Here is a 17688-nt window from a genome sequence, read left to right as displayed (position 1 = left end):
AGACTACTCCGGCCGGGTAGAGCGGGATCACGCTACCCCGCGTGGGCGTTCATCAGTCCCGCAGACGTCAATGCGCATCGAAAATCGCGCTTACGAAAAAGGAGTGACGCGCCGCGGTCCAATGGCGGTGTTCTCCGTCAGGATCTCTCCGGTTTCCAGTTCCAGCGCCGGCACGTATCCTTTCGGGGTGACGGTACCGAAATCGCGCCGCCTGCTGTCAGTTTCGTTGCGAGGTCGACGCGCTCAATCTCGAAATCGACATCGGCTTCCCTCAACGCGATGTGGTCTGCCAGGCTGCATGCCACAGGAGAGTAGTAGAGCTTCATCGGACGGTTCCTTTGTTGTTCGGTGAACGTGACGGGGCACGATTCAAGAACCGAGCGGCCTTGCTAGGATCCGTCCACGACGTCATTGAATTCCGGGTGCGTCTGCAGGAAGTTCTGCATGAACGAGCACCGGATCACGGCCTTTTGGCCTCTTTCCCGGAGATTATCGAAGACGCCTTTGACGAGGGCGGCACCAATGCCCGTCCCTCGAATTCCGGAACCTCGACGTGGACGAAGACAGGTCGTTCGCCGTCCACCTCATAGTATGCCGCGGCCAACACTCCTGCATGTATCTGGCGCTCAAACCGATGCATTTCAGGGTTGTCTCTCACCTTGGAATCCATCGTTTTTTCCTTCCGTGCTGGTCGTATAGGGTCGCCGGGCCACGACCGTCTGGGGCTGCAGAGCGAGGATACAGTCCGATGAGCGCGGCCGTAATCCAAACGTAAGTTTACTTGCTCGCCATTCTCTCCCGCCGTACCTAGGCCGCGGGCGGACAGCTGGCTTCCGGGGGCGCGTGCGCCGAATGGCCGACAGGGTGGCGCAGACAGACCGGTCGAGAAGCACGCACGTGTTCGGCCGAAAATCAGCGGAGAAGATGATTATTAGACAAGTTCGACGTGGCGGCGTCGCTTTTTGAGATCGAGGCCGATGGGATGCGGCACGGTATGTTTCGTCGCGCATCCGAGCCGTTTTTCACGACTAAGACGACAGGACTGCGGACTTGGCCTGACAATCGTGAGCCACTTCGCCAATGAAGCCGGAGGAAGCTTCCATCTCGCGAGCGAGCTCGGCTTCGGGGCGCGCAACGTGTCGCTGCCGGTAGTCTGAAGCGAGCAGCTTAAATCGACGTCTACCCCAAGTCACACGGGTTTGATGGTGACTTCGATTCACTCCCCTATAAAGTTTTGGGGCTGCACTTCTCACCAGAGGGGCTATAAACTCAGCATCGAGTGCGCCCTTAATTATGTAGAATCGTGCGCGGGGCCAGGAAATCTGCCAGCAAACCAGCAACGGTGGATGGAGTGGTCGACAACGCGGAGGATCGTATGTCGAGTAGACAGGCGCGAACGAGGACGATGTCCACTTCAACGGATTCGGGCGGCGGCACCTCAGATTTGACGGTGCAGCTCGCTGAGAGCATACCGGCGCATCTTTGGTGTGCTGATCCGCTTGGCAGGTTCACCTATATGAACCAGAGCATGCAAGCATACTTCGGCACGACACTTGATGAGGTCGCATTCTTCTTGCGAGGAGACCAATTCGGTTGGCGGCGATATATTCATCCCGACGATCATGAGAGCGTTGCGGCGAAATGGGGGCACAGCCTAGAGACGGGGGCGCACTTCGACAGCGAGCACCGCCTGCGTCGGGACGATGGCGAATATCGTTGGTTTCGAGCATCGGGCAGACCGTCGTACGATGACCGAGGTTTTATCAACGCATGGTTTGGGCAGACGATCGACATCGAAGAGCAGAGGCGCGCCGAGGAGGATCTGCGCAATCGGACGGCCGAGCTGTCATTGCTGGTCGATATGGTCCCGAGCAACTTGTGGCGACTTACACCAGACGGGACTACCACACTGGTGAACAAGCGCATGGCTGACTTTCTCGGTCTGGAAATCTTGGACCAGGCAACTCTCGAGACCGTGATGGATACAATCTTCCATCCGGACGACGCAGCACCCGTAGGGAACGAGTTGGGGCGTTGCCTGATGACGGGCGAAAGCTTCGCCATGAGGTATCGACTCCTTCGGGCTGACGGCATGTACAGGTGGATGTCGGGTCGCGCTGAGCCGATGCGCGACAAGGATGGGCACATCGTCACGTGGTTCGGCCTCTGCCACGAGATTCATGATCAGGTGCAAGCGGAAGATGCCTTGCGGCGCTCGGCCGCGAAGCTTGCCCATGCGACTCAAGCTGCAAACCTGGCCGAACTGTCCGCCTCTATCGCGCACGAGGTCAATCAGCCTTTGGCGGCGATTGCGGCCGATTCAGACGCCTGCACTCGTTGGCTTTGCGTCGATCCTCCGAACGTGGAGCGGGCAAAGCTCGCTGCCGAACGCATTACGACGGCGGCGGTATCCGCAGGGGATGTCGTCCGGCGGATCCGCGCCCTGTTCCAACACATTTCGCAACCTCGAACACTTGAAAACGCAAACCTCCTCATAGAGGAAGTCTGCCGCCTCATGGCCGACGAAGTTGGCGCGAACGCCGTTCGGATCACAACGGATCTGGATCCCAATCCTCCGATGATCGCCCTTGATCGCGTACAGATACAACAGGTTCTGATGAACCTCATCCGGAATGGCATCCAGGCGATGGATAAGACGGAGGATAGCGCGCGTTCACTGGATATACGCTCATGTCGCGATGGGTCCGGCGCTGTGCGAATTGAGGTTCGGGACGCCGGGAGTGGGTTCAGCGAGATCGATCGTGTCTTCGAGCCGTTCTTCACGACCAAAAAGGATGGCATGGGGATGGGGCTCGCGATCTGTCGTTCGATCGTGGAGTCCCATGGAGGCCAATTCCGGATGACCAACAACGACGCCGGGGGCGCGACCGTTGCCTTCACCCTTTCGATGGCAGAAGATCTGTCGCCCGGGCCTCAAGGCGGGCTCGGCTGATGACGATCATCGCAAGAATCCAGGCGATAGCCGTCATCGCGACGCAAACCGCACCAAGGCTCGTATAGCCGCTCGCCGCGATCACAACGCCGCCCAAGACAGGGCCGGCTGCGAAACCCAACAAGTACGCTGATCCCGCCGCTGCTGCCCAACGCCCGCTACGGTCGATAGCCGCGGCAAGGCCGAAGAGGTAGGGCATCGAGAAGTAGTAAAGGATAACCGATCCCACGAGGGCGATCACATAAGCTGTGGAATTTTGCCAGAGGCACAGCACCAGGGCGATAAGCGCATAGCCGAGACAGAACGCGGAAATGGGCATCGCCCTTCCCAAGCGAACGTTCAGCGCCGTGGCCGCTGCCGCGCCGATGAGACCGACGAACGAGGCGATGGTCAACGCGTATCCGACTGCGGTGGTCTCCATTCCTGCACGCTCGCCCAAGGGAGCGCTGAAAGCGTAAAGAGCGGCGGACACTGCAACGAAGAGGAGGATAGCGGCTAAGAGCAATGTGCCGACCAGAGGTGAAATGGCCTCAGCATCCGACGCAGCTTTCTCTTCCTTGAACGGCCGGGTATCCGGAACAAGGAGAAGCAGCGGAGCAAGTGCGAGGGTAACTCCGCCCATCAACGCAAAGACACCCCTATGCGCAAATGCGGCTGTTAGTTCGCCACCTATGCTGAAGAGTGGGACACTTCCAAGGGCCCAGACCAGTTGGAAGAAACCGAAAACCTTTTCGGGATTGCGGCAGTGGGAGGCGACGATGGTCAACGACATCGCATAAAGCGCTCCTTCTCCGACGCCTGCAAGGGTCCGCAGCAAAATCAAGGCTGTCCATCCGCCAGCAATGATCGAAGCTCCTTGAGCCAGCAACATCAATCCAACAGCCGCAATGCAGACACGCCGGTAGGAGAGCCGGGGCAAAACAGGAGCGATCGAGATCGCGGTGAAAGCGAGCGCAAGAAGTTCCACGGAGGTGACGATGCCCGCGTCGCGCTCTGACAACGACAAACCGTCCATCAACCCGGCAATAACAAACGGCGACATTTGGGCGAACAGTCCGCCGATCACCTGGGCGGCAATGACGCCGACAACGAGGGCCGCCGGGTCGCGCGCCGCAGACGGGTTTGAGATATTGATCATGAGACGATTGCCATGCCGCCGGTCTACGAGTGAGACCAGCAAATGTACGCGTTCGCGTTCGGCAGGTAAATCGTATTAAGGTCGCATGTCCGCCTAAGTCCGAGGCGCGGTCGTCCGCGCCCCGTCCCTAGCTATTCAAACTCAGGCAGCAGCTTTCGCGCGCTGCGCGAACCAGGTCTTGACGTTCAACCGTCCGAGCTTGGCGGTGCCCAGCGGGACCAGGGATTGGTCGTCGACGAGTGAGCCGAAATACCTGGCTTCCTTGTCGACCACCACGGTCCGAGCGTCATGAGTGGCGGCAAGATAGCCGGTCAGGAAGTCGCTCATCGGCTTCTTATCCGGACCTGCGATCTCGATTGTCTGGTTTGCCGCAGTACCAGTCGCAGCCTCCGCGACGAAGCCGGCGACGTCGTCCGCCGCGATCGGCTGGAACGCTCCAGGTGAAACGTGGACAGTCTTGTCGACCGTTGCGCTGTCGGCGATGCCGCCCAGGAACTCCATAAACTGCGTCGACCTGACGATCGTGTAGGGAACGCCGCCCTTCTTGACAATATCTTCCTGAGCGACCTTCCCAGGGAAGTAGCCGTTGTCGGGTGATCTCTCGATGCCGACGATGGAAAGCGCGACGTGATGGCGAACACCCGCCGCCTTCTCGGCAATGATGAGATTGGAGGTCGATTGTTTGAAGAACGAAAGCACGTCGGCCGGCGCGAATGAGGGCGAGTTAGCCAGATCGATCACCACCGCCGCACCGGCAAGTGCGCCGGAAAGCCCCTCGCCCGTTAGAGTGTTTACTCCGGTGGACGGAGAGGCCTGCACGACGTCATGTCCCTGGTTTCTCAGGAGAGCGGCAACTTTTGTTCCAATGAGGCCCGAGCCTCCGATGATTACGATTTTCATGTTTTCGACCTTTCGCTTCGTGATCCTTCGCGGATCATCCGGTTTTCGTAATCGGGTAGCGGCGAAGGGCTGCCGTGGCCCCCGCCGCATCGCAGCGACAACCTTAGTTGTCGGGATACACCAGCTTGGTTTCATCGGTATCGACTACAAAGACTGCGAGAAGCTTCGCAGGCTCGGTTTCGCTGGCATTGGCGCTCACCTGGTGGTGGTCGCCGGGGACTTCCATCCAGTTTTCACCATTCTTGTAGACCTTCACCTCGCCACCATTGACCTGGCTTTTGATTGAGCCCTCGATAACGGTTGCATAGATGAAGGCGCTCTTGGGGTGCATGTGCGAGGGATTGTAGCCACCGGGGCCATACTCGACCAGAACGCCGCGCATGCTCTTGCCGGGGACGTTCGGAAGCTTGTGGTCGAACACCACGGTAACATTGGCATTGTGCGATTTATCCGCGGCCGCGGCGGGAACCGCGATCATAGCCGCGCATAGCAAACCGATTGCCAGCGTTCGCATGGATTATCTCCTTCTCGAGATGATTGATTACGCGCAGATCGTAGGCGATGCCCGCATCGGATGGATAGCTATACGAAGGTTAGCCGTCGCCTGAACGTCACTTCGAACCTTGCGGATAGACCGCATCGAAGATGCGTACGAGATCTGCGACAGACCGGGCGTCAAGCTTCTTCATCATCCGACCACGGTGCAGTTTGACCATGATCTCGCTTATTCCCATCTCGTAGGCGATCTGCTTGTTCATCAGACCCTTGGACACGAATCCGAACACTTCCGCTTCTCGCGGCGTCAGGCTGGCAATGCTGTCTTGGGCATGAAGCAACGACGCATATTTGCCGCGCAGTTCGGCGTTGCGATCCAAAGCGAGTTTCGTTGCCTTGATCAGACTTTCCGAGCTGAACGGTTTCAATAGATAGTCGAAAGCGCCGGCCTTCATGGCGGATACGCTTGTCGCAACGCTGGCGTTTCCCGTCATGAAAATGATCGGAAGCGGGTATCCGAGACCTGTCAGTTTTTCCTGAAGCTCTAAGCCTGTCATCCCAGGCATTCTAATGTCGAGGAGGATGCAGCCGGGCAGCGTCAGATCGGCGTGCTCGAGGAAATCAATGGCACTCTCGAACGCAGCCGCCCGCTGTCCTATCGAGTCAAAGAAATTGAGAAGCGACGCTCGCAAGTGAGCGTCATCGTCGATGATGTGAACCGTGGCGAGCGGGTGCTTCGAACTGCCAGTTTCAGGCATATGGGCCTCCCGTCGTTGCGCCGAGAGCAACAATCGCACCGAAAGACTATGTCAGGTCATGCAGCATTCGCATCCAATGACGCCGTCCTGTCAATGGATTTAGCTTCCCAAGGTGGTGAGCGAAGCGATTAAGTTCAGGTGTTCACATGGTTCCGATGTATCTGGAACATCGACCTTATTCGGTTGAGTAGGTCCAGACGCCGACGCTCATGCTGGATCGACGGCGCCGTCGATCTCTCTCCTATCCGCTCCCTGTGAGCCAGGTTCGCGGCCAGGTCTTCGGCAAGCTCCGGCCGATCCCGCAGCAGCGCAGCAAAGGCGTCCTTGTCGATCTCGTACACGATGACGCGCGTGACAGCTTCCAGCGTGTGGTTTTCCTCCATACCAGCAAGCGATCCCTGTTCGCCGAAAAAGTCTCCGGGTGCCAACCTGGCGATTTCGTCGTTATCCTTCTTCATTGCCACGATGCCTGCCTGCACAATCATGAGTGTCGCGAGTGCCTTGCCCTCCCGGACGATTTCGGTGCCGGGGGCAAGTATTCGTCGGGTTGCGGAGGTTGCGAGAGCGACGCGCTCGTCACTGCTCAAGACAGAGAAGATGGGGATGGCCTCGATAAGGCCGAGCGCTGTTGGGGCCGTAGGCTGCACCTCAAGTCGAGCGTTGCACCCCGCGAACACCGAGCTTTCCAGTGGCGTCGCCAGTTGCAAGCCGTTGGCCCTGCAATGACGATAAACGAGATCGATGACTTCGCTGCGGGCCTCGCCGCGCTGCGCCGGGCTCGTGACGCGGAACTGCAATTCGGCGGTGACTGCGCTGGCTTCGATACCGACGAGCACGACGTTCGGACGGGGTTGCTTCACGATCATGTTGCTGCTGTCGAGCACTGTGCGCATCACCTCCATGATTGTTCGAGGCATCCGCGTCGGAGCCACCCTCACCCGCAGCGTGATTTGATGGTTCTCGTCGGGCTGGCTGACATTGGTAAGGCCCAATTTGGCGAGAACGCTGTTTGGCAGGACAACGACATTGTGAGCGCCGGTAAGGAGGTAGGTCGAGCGCCAGTTGCTGGCCATCACCCTTCCCTCGGTACCGTCGCTCAACTCGATCCAGTCGCCGATCACGTACGGACGACCAAGCGTTAGTGCGATGCCCGAGAACACGTCACCGAGGGTGTTTTGCAACGCCAGTCCGAGGATGATGGCGATGACCCCGGACGTCGCCATTAACGTTCCGATCGGGACGCCAAAGACGAAGGCCAGGATCGAAAGCAACACGCCGAGGTACACGACGGCCACGATCAGGTCCTGGATCAGCCTCGCCTCTCGCGGACGATGATCGAGGACGATGTAGATCCGCACGAAACCGATTACGGCCCAGGACAAATGGACCCACCAGAGGATCTTCGCCGAAACAAGCAGCGCGTTCGCCCCGTCGAGGCTGCCAGGCTCGTAATGGAAGGGAAAGGCATGAGCGTAGGCCAGAACCGCCGTCATCACCGCAAAGAACGCGATCTGCACGATAAGCCGGGCGGTTGGGCGAGACGGGCCTTGCACATGCCACACTACAATCCCGCCGACGCCCAGGACACTGATAGCCAGCGGCAACAATGGAACTTCGTGACCCATATCAAATCTCGCGAGGAAATTCCCACCATACGCACGGCCTGCTGGGGAGGCTATCAAACGAAGGTTTGCCCCTATGGTCTCCGGGCCGCTGCCTGAGGCTGTCGATCACTGATGGCATGCGAGGAAGGTGCGAAGTCAATCGTCCCCTAAAGGTTTGGCTTTGGTGTGATCAATTGCCTCTTGTGCCGCGCGTGCTTCGATCGCCATGGCTCGGTATCGCTCAAAGTATTGCAAGCCGATGTCGGTTACCGAGAAACGGCGGGTCGAACGGTCAATCAGCCGGACATCCAATCTTTCTTCCAATGCGGAGATCCGACGGCAGAACGTAGACCGCGGCGTGCCAAGTTCCCGTTCGGCGGCAGCGAAACCTCTTGAACAACCAACGGCGACAAATAGCCGGAGATCGTTCCAATCTCGCATACGATTTCTCCGACTTCAGACCCATTGGTCCGGTGACGGTCCACAGCCTGAGTATCCAAATCATTCGTTGGGTGTTTCGTCAGGAACCGAAATGGGAAGCGTGACCCGAAAATTCGCGCCTTTGACGCCATTGGCCACGCTGATCGTGCCGCCATGGTCATCGACGATGGATCGACATATCGCCAGGCCAATTCCCATGCTGTCCGTTTTCGTCGAGAAGAAGCCATTGAAGATCCGATCAAGATGCCCGGAAGGAATGCCTCCGCCGGTATCGCGTACAGACAGGGTCATGGCTCCTCGTTCGTCGATCGAAGTTTCGACGAAGATCTCTCGCATTTCTGGGGCGGAGACGGAGATGGCTTGTATACTGTTGAGCAACAGGTTTACGACCACCTGCTGGAGCTGGATGCGGTCACCCAAGACAATAGGAAGCCGATCATCGAGCCATGATGAAACGGCAATGGCTTGGACCTGACTTTCAGCCGCCACGATAGCCAAAGCCTCTTCGACAACGGCATTGACCTCGACTTGCTGTCGCACAGGATCCCGCTTGACGGTCATGTCCTGGATACGGCTGATCACCTGGTTGGCTCGGCGCGAGTTCTCCATGATTCTTGCCATGATCGCCTTCACCTTGGCAATGTTCGGCTCGTCGCGATCCAGCCACCGTGTTCCGGTGTCTGCATCGGTGAGGATCACCGACAGGGGTTGCCGCACCTCGTGCGCAATCGTCGTGACCAGCTCACCAAGCGTCGAAACACGAGCCGCATGCGCGAAATCCGATTCGACTTTGCGGAGCTGCCGCTCGGCTCTGCGCTGTGCCGTGACATCGACCATCATGATCAGCGCGAGGTCCGGGTTGTCAGGTGTTTGAGGGAACGTCGCGAAGAGCAGGACATCGAGGAGCCGGCCATCGAAAGCGCGGAGTTTCATCTCCTCGATATAATTGCAGCCCTCGTTGAAGCGGGCCGCGATGATGCGCGTGGCGGTTTCCGGGCTAGCGGAAAACAGATATCGAACAGGCCCTAGGAGTTCTCCTTTCCCGGAAGCATTCAGCAGCCTGATCGCGCTGTCGTTGACGCCCGTCACGAGGACCGACTCCTTGGCCAGCTCCACGCACCCCGGCGTTTCTTTGCAATGACCAACGATATCGCCAACTCCCGACGCTTTCAGTCCTTCAAAGGCCTCGATCATCATCCGCGCATCTATCTGCCAGAGTGGGAGCGGCACGTTGTTGATCAGATTACGATAGCGCGTTTCGCTGCCCTTCAGCTCCCGATAGACCTGGGGGTCGATCTGCAGGCAAGGCTCGCTGGTGGCTTCGGGAGTGGCGGCGAGACGACCGCTTTCGACGATGCTGAGGATCGCCCCTGCCTGATCACGATGTACCTGGACGCCTAGCCGCAGCTCAACGAATTCGCCGGCCGCGGTCTTTCTACGAGCCCTGCCCTGCCATAGGCTCTTTGCGACGACCGCAGACCAATCGACGCCGTCTTCGCCGACGAACTCAGCCAGCCGCCTGCCGATAACTTCGGTTTCCGCCCATCCGTAGGTAGTTTGCGAGGCCAAATTCCAATGGAGGATCCTGCGATCCGCATTGTAAACGATGACGCGCTCGCTCGTCATATCGGCTACCGACGCCTGGAGCGGATCGACTGGTGTTGCCGACTTGGAGTTTGGCGCGTGATCCATGATACCTCACGATCTGGATGGGCGGCCACCCAGGTAGAAGGCGATGCCGCTCAATCGGTTATCGGCGCAAGCCAGATCCGACCGTCGCCCGACTACGCTTCGGCGTCTGACTGCTTGGGTGACAGGTACGGTACTATACCGTACCTGTCAAATGGCCCACAAACTCACAAGTTATCGCTAGGACGTCTCAATCGGTCATTTCCTGCTGACCGCGCCGTGAAGAAATGTCTCGACTGCCTGGCTCACCACAATGACGAGATCCCTCCCACTCGGAATTGGCCCCCCTAGCAGGGCAGCGAAGTGGATCTGCCCCCGGACGAGAGCCAGAAACTGCCCTGCAGCCAGTTTGGGGTTACCGATCGGCTCCGCAGGTTGGCGCTGGTTCTGTTCTTCAAAATAGTCCGCCAAGAGTTGCGAAACGCGGTTCGTCGAGTCTTGTAGAAATCGTTCCCCGAGTTTCGGTAGATGTGGCGCTTCAGAGCTGACGGCGCGGAACAGCGACAAGCCGTCCGACGAAATGACGGTGCGCAGATAGCCTTCTCCAAAAGTCATCAAGGTTTGACGAAGGTCGCGATTATGCTTGACCTTAAGCCCTTCCATCGTGCGGTCAGCGACACCTGTCACCACCGCAAAAAACAGTTCGTCTTTGCTCGGGAAATACCTGTAAAGGGTCCTTTTGGAGCCGCCGATGATCGCTATTACATCGTCCATCGACGTCCGGGAGAACCCTTTCTCGAAAAAGACCGAGGCGGAGGCGGCGATGATCTCCTCTCGCCTGCTTTCCTCTTTTGGTGACAGTGCATTATGGGCAGGCGTTTTCAAAAGAACTCTCTGAAAAAGGAAGTGCGGTACCGTTCAGTACCACACGATCGCAAGCAGACCAAGCCGTTGACCGGCCTAGTAGCGACGGCTTTCGGGAATTTGGACGATCACTCGAGGCGGCGTCGGAACAGCCAAGACGCCGCACCCAGCGTCACGATGGCAATCGCCAGGAGGGGCAACGTCTGCCGCACAACTTCGGACAACGGAATGTCCTTCAGGAATATGCCTTTCACGATGACGAGAAAATACCGCAACGGATTGACGACCGTGATCGGTTGTAGCCAATCCGGCATGTTTTCGATGGGTGTCGCGAAGCCGGATAGAAGCGTCGCGGGGACAAGAAAGAGAAATGCGCCGAGGATCGCCTGTTGCTGGGTCATCGACAGCGCGGAGATGAAAAGACCGATCCCTGCGATCGAGGCGAGATAGAACAGCGAACTTGCGTAAAGCAGAATGAGCGATCCGCGCAAAGGAACCGCGAAGATGAAGACAGCCGCGAGAATGTAGACGGTCATGTGAAAGAGCCCGATCAGCATCGGCGGGGTGAGCTTGCCGATCACGATCTCATGCGTGCGGAGCGGGGAGACCATCAACTGGTCGAAGGTGCCGAGCTCCCGCTCGCGCGCAATGGACAGCGCGGTCACAATCAGTCCGATCAGAAGCGCGATGTTGGCAATGAGATTGGGTACCATGAACCACTGATAGATCAGGTTTGGATTGAACCAATAGCGCGGTACGGTTTCTATCACTGTCGCCGCCTTCCGCTGGCCCGCCGGTGTCTCGGCTGCCAGGCCGAGCACGATCTGGGTGATGTAGCCGGAAACGATCTGGGCAGCATTCGAGCGACGTCCGTCCAACAGAACCTGCAGATCCGCGGGCTCACCGGCTTCGATAGCACGAGAGAAATCCGGGCCGACGGTTATGGCGGCCGTCACCCTCTGGCGGTCGATCGCCTCGCGTACCGCCTGCGGACTGTCCGTGAGCATGACCTGCCTGAAACGTGGCGACCCCTGGATACGTGCGACAAGCTCCTCGCTCCAATGTCCTGCATCTCGATTGAGCAGCATCACGTCGACATTGCGAACCTCCAGCGTCGCCGCATAGGAGAACACCACGAGCTGCACGATTGGCGGCCCGATCAGAATGGCACGGCCCTTCGGGTCACGAAGCACCGCCAGCAACTCCTTCACCACAAGGGCTATCAGTCTCGACCACCACATCTCAGGCAATCCCTTTGCGCGTGCTGCGGGCAGCGAGGATGAAAAAGACGGAGCCGATCAGGAACATTGCTCCGATGGAGCGAAAGAACATCGGCCATATGTCACCGGCCAGGAAAACCGTCTGCAGACAAGGGATCAGATAGCGGGTGGGCACCACGAAGGTGATCCACTGGATGACTTGTGGCATCGAATTGATCTCGAACAGAAACCCGGACAGCAAGAAGGACGGCAGGAACGCCGTTATCAGCGCCATCTGCGAGGCCAGGAACTGGTTCTTCGTCACTGCCGAGATCAGCAGCCCCTGCCCCAGCGCCGGAACGAGGAAGACTGCAGACAGCAGGTAGAGCGCGCCTATGGAGCCGCGAAACGGGACGCCGAAAACGAACACCGCGAGAAGGACACACAGCGTCATCGATGCGAGCGCGAGCGCGAAATATGGAAGGATCTTGCCAGCGAGGAGTTCGATTGCCGTAACAGGGGTCGCCATGATCGCCTCCATCGTGCCGCGCTCCCACTCGCGGGCGACAACCAGCGACGTCAGCAAGGTCCCGACAAGCGTCATGATGATCGCGATGGAGCCGGGAACGAGAAAGGAGCGGCTCGTCAATTCAGGATTGAACCAGAAACGCTGTTCGACCTTGATAGGCGGTCCATCAGCCACAGTCTCCGACTGTCGAAGCTGCCGCCACGTCGCGACCGCCCCCTGGACGTAGTTCTGCACGAAATTCGCCGTGTTTGGATCGGAGCCGTCGACGATCACCTGGATCTGAGGATGGGTTACGGCCGTATATGTGTCCGTAAAATCAGCCGGGATGACGATGATGCCTCGAATCCGCGCGAGGACCAGATCTTCCTCGAATTCGCGGCGATCGCGTCCCGTCGTCACCGAAAAATAGCGCGAAGCCTGGAAGCTCGCTGCAAGATCGCTGGTGACGGGCGTCACATCCTCGATGACGACCCCGACGCGCGTCTCCTTCGTGTCCAGGGAGATGCCGTAGCCGAACAGGAAGAGCAGGATCAGCGGCAGCACGAAGGCGATCAGAATGCTGCTCGGATCTCGGACGACCTGAAGGCTTTCCTTTCGAACAAGCGCGACAAATCGAAGGGCGCGGCCCGATTGCGGTGCGTTGCGGTGGCCGGTCATTTGGCGTCCCTCGTTTCCGAGCCTTGCACCAGTGCGATGAAGGCGTCTTCCATCGTCGGATCGGGGTTTTCCGCCGTGACGACGCTGGCCTTGAGCTCGTCCGGGGAGCCGAGAGCGATCGATCGGCCGCGATAGATCAGGGAGATGCGGTCGCAGTATTCGGCTTCGTCCATGAAATGCGTCGTGACGAGGACGGTCACGCCTTTTTCGACCAGACCGTTGATATGGGTCCAGAACTCGCGCCGGGTAATCGGATCGACACCCGAGGTGGGTTCGTCGAGAAACAGGGCCTGCGGTTCGTGCATCACCGCACATGCAAGCGCCAGCCGCTGCTTTAAACCGAGCGGAAGGTCTTTTGCCGACATCGACAGGCGCGGTCCGAAGTCGAAAATCGACGTCATCAACTCGATACGCTCACGCTTCTTGCTACCTGTGAGACCGTAAACCCCCGCGAAGAACTGAAGGTTCTGCCGAACGCTCAGATCGCCGTACAAAGAGAACTTCTGCGCCATGTATCCCAGACGGTTGCGCGCCTGCGCGGCATCACGGCGCAGATCGAAGCCCGCCACACGTCCCTCGCCGCCCGTTGGCTTCAACAGACCGCAGAGCATCTTGAAGGTGGTTGATTTGCCGGCACCGTTCGGTCCAAGCAGCCCGAATATCTCACCGCTTGGAATGTCGAAGGTGATGTTGTCGGCTGCGGTAAAGTCGCCGAAGCGCTTGACCAGTCCTTTGGCTTCGATGACCGGCCCCTCTCGCCTGGCGACCAGGGAAGCCTGAGCCTCCGCGAGCCTGGAGCGTCCGCCCGGCCCTCCACCCAGCATGTCCACAAAGGCGTCTTCGAAGCGGCGCGCGGCAGGGCCCACTTTGGCGTCGCCACTGGCCGCAAATCGCGCTTCACGACCCGGCGTCGTTACCAGCCTTATCGCCTCGCCCTGGATCCCGCCATCGACAATGCCGTCTTCATCGAGCAGCTTTGCCAGCATCGTGCGCCTTCGCCCGGAGACGCCGGTCACCCTGAACACGCGACCCTTAACCCGATCAGTCATTTGCTGCGGCTTGCCCGAGAACAGCAGCTTGCCCTCGTTCAGCAGTAGAACGCGATCACAGGCCTCCGCTTCATCGAGATAGGCGGTCGACCAGACGACGCCCACGCCCTCCTTGATCAGGTCTTCGACCATCTTCCAGAGGTCGCGCCGGGAGATAGGATCGACGCCGACGCCAGGCTCGTCGAGAAGCAACAAGCGAGGCTTCTTCAAGAGAGCGCAAGCAAGACCGAGTTTCTGCTTCATTCCTCCGGAGAGCTTTCCGGACAGGCGTGTGGAAAAACGCTTCAGGTCGGTAAATGTGAGCAGTTCGTCGAAAATGCTCGCCCTGTCCTGCTTCGCAAGACCGCGCAAGTCGGCATAGAGCTCGAGGTTTTCCTGGACCGAGAGGTCCTCATACAGGCCGAAGCGCTGCGGCATGTAGCCGATGGCCGCCTGGATGTCGGCCGAGCGTTCGCGCGTGCCGAAGCCCAGAACTTCGACCCCTCCGCTGTCCGGCACCATCAGGCCGGTCATCAAGCGGATCAGGGTCGTCTTTCCAGCACCGTCCGGCCCCACCAGCCCTGTGATCTCACCGCCACGAATGGAGCCAGACACCTGGTCGAGCGCCGGCTTTCCCTGCCCGAAGCGCTTGGTCACACCGTCGAGGCGGACGAAGTCGGCAGCAAGGGTGGTTTCGGCTACGACGTTCATTTCGTCGCCGCCTTGATTTCCGGCAAGCGAAGCGTCACAGGCATGCCCTGGCGAAGATCCTTGCCGGGCGCGTCGATGACGACGCGCAGTCGATAGACGAGATCGGTACGTAGCTCGGGTGTCTCCACGGACTTCGGAGTGAATTCCGCGACTGGAGAAATGAAGCCGATCGTTCCATCGTAGGTCTTATCAGGATCGGTATCGGACGCGATTTTGACCTTCATCCCCGGATAGATCCGGCCGAGATCGACTTCGCCGATGTAGCTACGCACCCAGACAGGCGCTGTCAGGGACAGGACGTACACCGGATCGGATGACGATACGATTGCGCCCGGCTCCTTGATGCGCGACAGGATGACGCCGTCATTGGGTGCGCGCAGCTCGGTATCCGATAGAGAAGTTCTGGCCGTGAGAAGTGCGGCCTCCGCTGCTTTCACCTGTGCAGCGGCAGTGGCGATGTCTTCGACGCGACTACCCTCTTGCAGGAAGGCAAGCGCCTGCTTCGTCATATCCGAACGCGCTGCCGCCATCGCTCTCGCTGCAGTTGCCTCGTCCAGTCCGGCCTCGGAAATGGTCCCTTGCGGCCGTAGTCGCCGCGCCCGGTCGTAGGCCAAACTTGCCTTTTCGAGGTCCGCCACGCTTGCGTCATGAGTGGCCCGTGCCTGCGCGATCTCGGTCTGACGTGGGCCAACGACCAGTTTCTCGTGCGTCGCGCGCAGGGCGGCGACGTTCGCTTCCCCCGAGCTAACGGCATGATCGTACGTATCCTTGTCGAGGCGCGCCAGAATATCGCCGCGCTTTATGACATCGCCTTCATCGACCATCGCTTCCTCGATGCGACCATTTACGCGGAACGCAAGCGAGACCTGGCGGATGTCGATGTTGCCGTAGAGGACCAGTTCCTCGTCAGCGTTACGCGCAATCCCTAGGGCCGCGGGCACGTCGTACTTCCAGGCGGCAGCTCCCAAGGCGGCCAACACGATCACGATCGGTATGGCTTTGTTCATTTCTTTCTCCTGTGGCGAAGCCGATGACGCAACTCGCAAAAGCTCGTCGCAGCTTTATCCCGACCTTCCGGAGGATGAGGTCCCCAAGCGTCTATCCATAGGACGAGGCATGGTTTTCGCGTCGGGAGTGCAACGGGTACTTAGCTCCCGAAGCGATGTCCCCTGCTAGCCCAACGTTGGTTTACGTTGACGCGGTCTGGCCCAGAAAACGGATTGTAGGCACGTCCCAAAACCCATTTGACGCCAAAGATTGTTGCGGTTGTAGCATCGGAACGTCATGCACGCAGCGCGATCCTGCAATTGGCGAACGGCATGGGCGAAACTCGACCCTACCGGCTCACTGGACGAAACCGAGCTTCGCGAGGGTCTTTTGAGACTCCTTACCGGTCAGTGTAGGTAACCTTGACGCCAACTATGCCGAGCGTCTCCGGACAAAACAGACGTCCGGCTGATCCGCGTACCGTATGGGTTGCCGATCGCGCATCCGTTGAGCGAGCGGCATGCCGGACAGTCGGCCTCCGTACTGGCAGTCGAGACCGGTTGAAGGGAGGCCTTCTCTATTCCGCAATCGTGAATAGCTCGATCGGATCGGCAAAACCCTTCAGGCGGTGAAATTTGGTGGAGACAATGTTGTCGGCCCCGGAGCTACGGCGGAACGTGTCAGACATGAGAACCGACTTTCCGAGCCCCCCGCAGGCAGTCTGTATCCTGCTGAGCAGATTGACGTCCGAACCGATGACCGTGAAATCCAGCCTCCGTCCGGAGCCGATGTTCCCATAGCTCACCTTGCCATAGTGCAATCCCACAGTTGCATCGACGCGGGCACCGTTCTGTTCGAATCCGGCAAGATTGGCGAAGATCTCAGCGGTTGCTGCCAACGCGTGTCGACACGCAACCACAGCGTCGGATGTCGGGAAGAATGCGAGTGCCGCATCCCCCATGAACTTCAGCACTTCCCCGCCGTTGCCCGTGATCGCAGGGATCACCGCATCGAAGTAGGCGTTGAGCAGTTCCAGCACCTTTTCGTCAGGCAGGCGATTCGAGAGTTCGGTGAATCCCTTCATGTCGCAAAGCAGAAGTGCTGCCTACATCGTCTCGATCTCGCCCTGCCGGATTTTGCCGGCGAGGATTCGTTGAGCCGTCATCGGCCCGATGTATGTATCGAGCAGGGACAGCTCGGCGTGACGCATGACCCGCATTTCGCAGGTATTGCGCAACGAAGGCAGGATCCGCTCGATGACACGGATTTCGGACAGCGTGAAGCCGCCTGGCCGCTTCGTCCCAAATCCCGCCGCACTCACCGGCCCATCGACATTGCACAGCGGCGCGATCATGAGCTGGACGAGGTTCCGTCCCGCGAAGACGTCGATATGCTGCCATGGGGAGTCTCTGTCGCCCGCATCGACGATCATCGGCTCACGTGTCTCCATCACCTTGACCAGTGCACTGGAGGCGAACTCGACCTTGATCCCGTGATCCCTGTCATGGATTTCGACGGGTTCGGATGGAGCCCATGCGACCGTTCGGCCGAGGATCTCGGGATGAAGGGTCATCAGATGGAGCGTAAGTCTGTCGATCGGGAGGCCGATCTGTCGTAGCCTGAGACCCAGACCCGCAACCAAGCCGGCTTCGTCGATCGAATGGCACTCGTCGCCGGCGAGCCATTCCAGGACGGCAAGGATGGAGCCAGGATCGACATTGGGCCCGACGCTCCCGCGGTGTCTCCGGGAAATCGGTTCTCGTGTGATCGTGTTCATGGTGATCTCCTTGAGAAT

At 59.1% G+C, this 17688-nt stretch carries 14 protein-coding genes and 2 pseudogenes; 1 reads left to right on the top strand and 15 read right to left on the bottom strand.

Going from position 1 to position 17688, the window contains the following annotated elements; translation table 11 throughout:
- Positions 1 to 120: 120 nt before the first annotated feature.
- Both FHT71_RS29445 and FHT71_RS32010 read right to left on the bottom strand, forming a co-directional pair.
- Positions 121 to 326 (bottom strand): annotated as a pseudogene (locus FHT71_RS29445) (glutathione S-transferase); the annotation flags it as partial.
- A 134-nt stretch (positions 327 to 460) separates the two neighbouring features.
- Positions 461 to 670, bottom strand: a complete 210-nt coding sequence (locus tag FHT71_RS32010) for a hypothetical protein (protein ID WP_246699463.1) — start codon at positions 668 to 670, stop codon at positions 461 to 463.
- 705 nt (positions 671 to 1375) lie between these two features.
- On the opposite strand from FHT71_RS32010, the gene FHT71_RS29435 reads away from it, so the two are divergent.
- A complete protein-coding gene (locus FHT71_RS29435) occupies positions 1376 to 2953 on the top strand; it encodes a PAS domain-containing sensor histidine kinase (RefSeq protein WP_183723088.1) in 1578 nt (525 codons plus the stop codon).
- Here the strand turns inward: FHT71_RS29435 and FHT71_RS29430 are convergent.
- The 13 genes and pseudogenes from FHT71_RS29430 to FHT71_RS29370 form a co-directional block, all read right to left on the bottom strand.
- A complete protein-coding gene (locus FHT71_RS29430) occupies positions 2898 to 4091 on the bottom strand; it encodes an MFS transporter (RefSeq protein WP_183723086.1) in 1194 nt (397 codons plus the stop codon). The two genes, FHT71_RS29435 and FHT71_RS29430, sit on opposite strands and share 56 nt — an antisense overlap.
- A 141-nt stretch (positions 4092 to 4232) precedes the next feature.
- Complete coding sequence (locus FHT71_RS29425) at positions 4233 to 4991, bottom strand: SDR family oxidoreductase (RefSeq protein WP_183723084.1); 759 nt, start codon at positions 4989 to 4991, stop codon at positions 4233 to 4235.
- Between the two features lie 103 nt (positions 4992 to 5094).
- Positions 5095 to 5505 (bottom strand): cupin domain-containing protein, encoded by a 411-nt coding sequence (locus tag FHT71_RS29420; protein ID WP_007788549.1) that lies wholly within the window; start codon positions 5503 to 5505, stop codon positions 5095 to 5097.
- Positions 5506 to 5602: 97 nt separating this feature from the next.
- Entirely contained in the window at positions 5603 to 6244 is a 642-nt protein-coding gene (locus FHT71_RS29415) for a response regulator (protein ID WP_183723082.1), read from the bottom strand.
- 134 nt (positions 6245 to 6378) lie between these two features.
- Positions 6379 to 7869, bottom strand: a complete 1491-nt coding sequence (locus FHT71_RS29410) for a mechanosensitive ion channel family protein (protein ID WP_183723080.1) — start codon at positions 7867 to 7869, stop codon at positions 6379 to 6381.
- A 135-nt stretch (positions 7870 to 8004) separates the two neighbouring features.
- The gene (locus tag FHT71_RS29405) at positions 8005 to 8289 is read right to left on the bottom strand and encodes a LysR family transcriptional regulator (protein ID WP_183723078.1); all 285 of its coding nucleotides are present in this window, start codon (positions 8287 to 8289) and stop codon (positions 8005 to 8007) included.
- A gap of 60 nt (positions 8290 to 8349) precedes the next feature.
- Positions 8350 to 9981, bottom strand: coding sequence for an ATP-binding protein (locus tag FHT71_RS29400; protein WP_183723076.1), 1632 nt, complete (start codon positions 9979 to 9981; stop codon positions 8350 to 8352).
- 195 nt (positions 9982 to 10176) lie between these two features.
- Positions 10177 to 10803: a TetR/AcrR family transcriptional regulator gene (locus tag FHT71_RS29395; protein ID WP_246699462.1), complete on the bottom strand. Its 627-nt coding sequence runs from the start codon at positions 10801 to 10803 to the stop codon at positions 10177 to 10179.
- A gap of 107 nt (positions 10804 to 10910) precedes the next feature.
- Positions 10911 to 12023 (bottom strand): ABC transporter permease, encoded by a 1113-nt coding sequence (locus FHT71_RS29390; protein WP_183723074.1) that lies wholly within the window; start codon positions 12021 to 12023, stop codon positions 10911 to 10913.
- A 1-nt stretch (position 12024) separates the two neighbouring features.
- The gene (locus FHT71_RS29385) at positions 12025 to 13167 is read right to left on the bottom strand and encodes an ABC transporter permease (RefSeq protein WP_183723072.1); all 1143 of its coding nucleotides are present in this window, start codon (positions 13165 to 13167) and stop codon (positions 12025 to 12027) included.
- Positions 13164 to 14906, bottom strand: coding sequence for an ATP-binding cassette domain-containing protein (locus tag FHT71_RS29380; protein WP_183723070.1), 1743 nt, complete (start codon positions 14904 to 14906; stop codon positions 13164 to 13166). Before FHT71_RS29380 ends, FHT71_RS29385 begins: the two co-directional genes overlap by 4 nt.
- Entirely contained in the window at positions 14903 to 15913 is a 1011-nt protein-coding gene (gene hlyD, locus FHT71_RS29375; RefSeq protein ID WP_183723068.1) for a secretion protein HlyD, read from the bottom strand. The genes FHT71_RS29380 and hlyD overlap by 4 nt, the downstream gene beginning before the upstream one ends.
- Before the next feature lie 557 nt (positions 15914 to 16470).
- Positions 16471 to 17670, bottom strand: a pseudogene (locus FHT71_RS29370) (adenylate/guanylate cyclase domain-containing protein).
- Positions 17671 to 17688: the final 18 nt, after the last annotated feature.

Source organism: Rhizobium sp. BK060, from assembly GCF_014193145.1.
Lineage (GTDB): Bacteria > Pseudomonadota > Alphaproteobacteria > Rhizobiales > Rhizobiaceae > Rhizobium.
Note: the sequence above shows the minus strand (reverse complement) of the source record. Positions and strands in the feature narration are given on the sequence as shown.

What these genes read in the sequence shown, in the direction of transcription:
- FHT71_RS32010 (WP_246699463.1), bottom strand. Translation starts at nt 670, where the DNA reads ATGGATTCCAAGGTGAGAGACAACCCTGAAATGCATCGGTTTGAGCGC.
- FHT71_RS29435 (WP_183723088.1), top strand. Translation starts at nt 1,376, where the DNA reads ATGTCGAGTAGACAGGCGCGAACGAGGACGATGTCCACTTCAACGGAT.
- FHT71_RS29430 (WP_183723086.1), bottom strand. Translation starts at nt 4,091, where the DNA reads ATGATCAATATCTCAAACCCGTCTGCGGCGCGCGACCCGGCGGCCCTC.
- FHT71_RS29425 (WP_183723084.1), bottom strand. Translation starts at nt 4,991, where the DNA reads ATGAAAATCGTAATCATCGGAGGCTCGGGCCTCATTGGAACAAAAGTT.
- FHT71_RS29420 (WP_007788549.1), bottom strand. Translation starts at nt 5,505, where the DNA reads ATGCGAACGCTGGCAATCGGTTTGCTATGCGCGGCTATGATCGCGGTT.
- FHT71_RS29415 (WP_183723082.1), bottom strand. Translation starts at nt 6,244, where the DNA reads ATGCCTGAAACTGGCAGTTCGAAGCACCCGCTCGCCACGGTTCACATC.
- FHT71_RS29410 (WP_183723080.1), bottom strand. Translation starts at nt 7,869, where the DNA reads ATGGGTCACGAAGTTCCATTGTTGCCGCTGGCTATCAGTGTCCTGGGC.
- FHT71_RS29405 (WP_183723078.1), bottom strand. Translation starts at nt 8,289, where the DNA reads ATGCGAGATTGGAACGATCTCCGGCTATTTGTCGCCGTTGGTTGTTCA.
- FHT71_RS29400 (WP_183723076.1), bottom strand. Translation starts at nt 9,981, where the DNA reads ATGGATCACGCGCCAAACTCCAAGTCGGCAACACCAGTCGATCCGCTC.
- FHT71_RS29390 (WP_183723074.1), bottom strand. Translation starts at nt 12,023, where the DNA reads ATGTGGTGGTCGAGACTGATAGCCCTTGTGGTGAAGGAGTTGCTGGCG.
- FHT71_RS29385 (WP_183723072.1), bottom strand. Translation starts at nt 13,167, where the DNA reads ATGACCGGCCACCGCAACGCACCGCAATCGGGCCGCGCCCTTCGATTT.
- FHT71_RS29380 (WP_183723070.1), bottom strand. Translation starts at nt 14,906, where the DNA reads ATGAACGTCGTAGCCGAAACCACCCTTGCTGCCGACTTCGTCCGCCTC.
- hlyD (WP_183723068.1), bottom strand. Translation starts at nt 15,913, where the DNA reads ATGAACAAAGCCATACCGATCGTGATCGTGTTGGCCGCCTTGGGAGCT.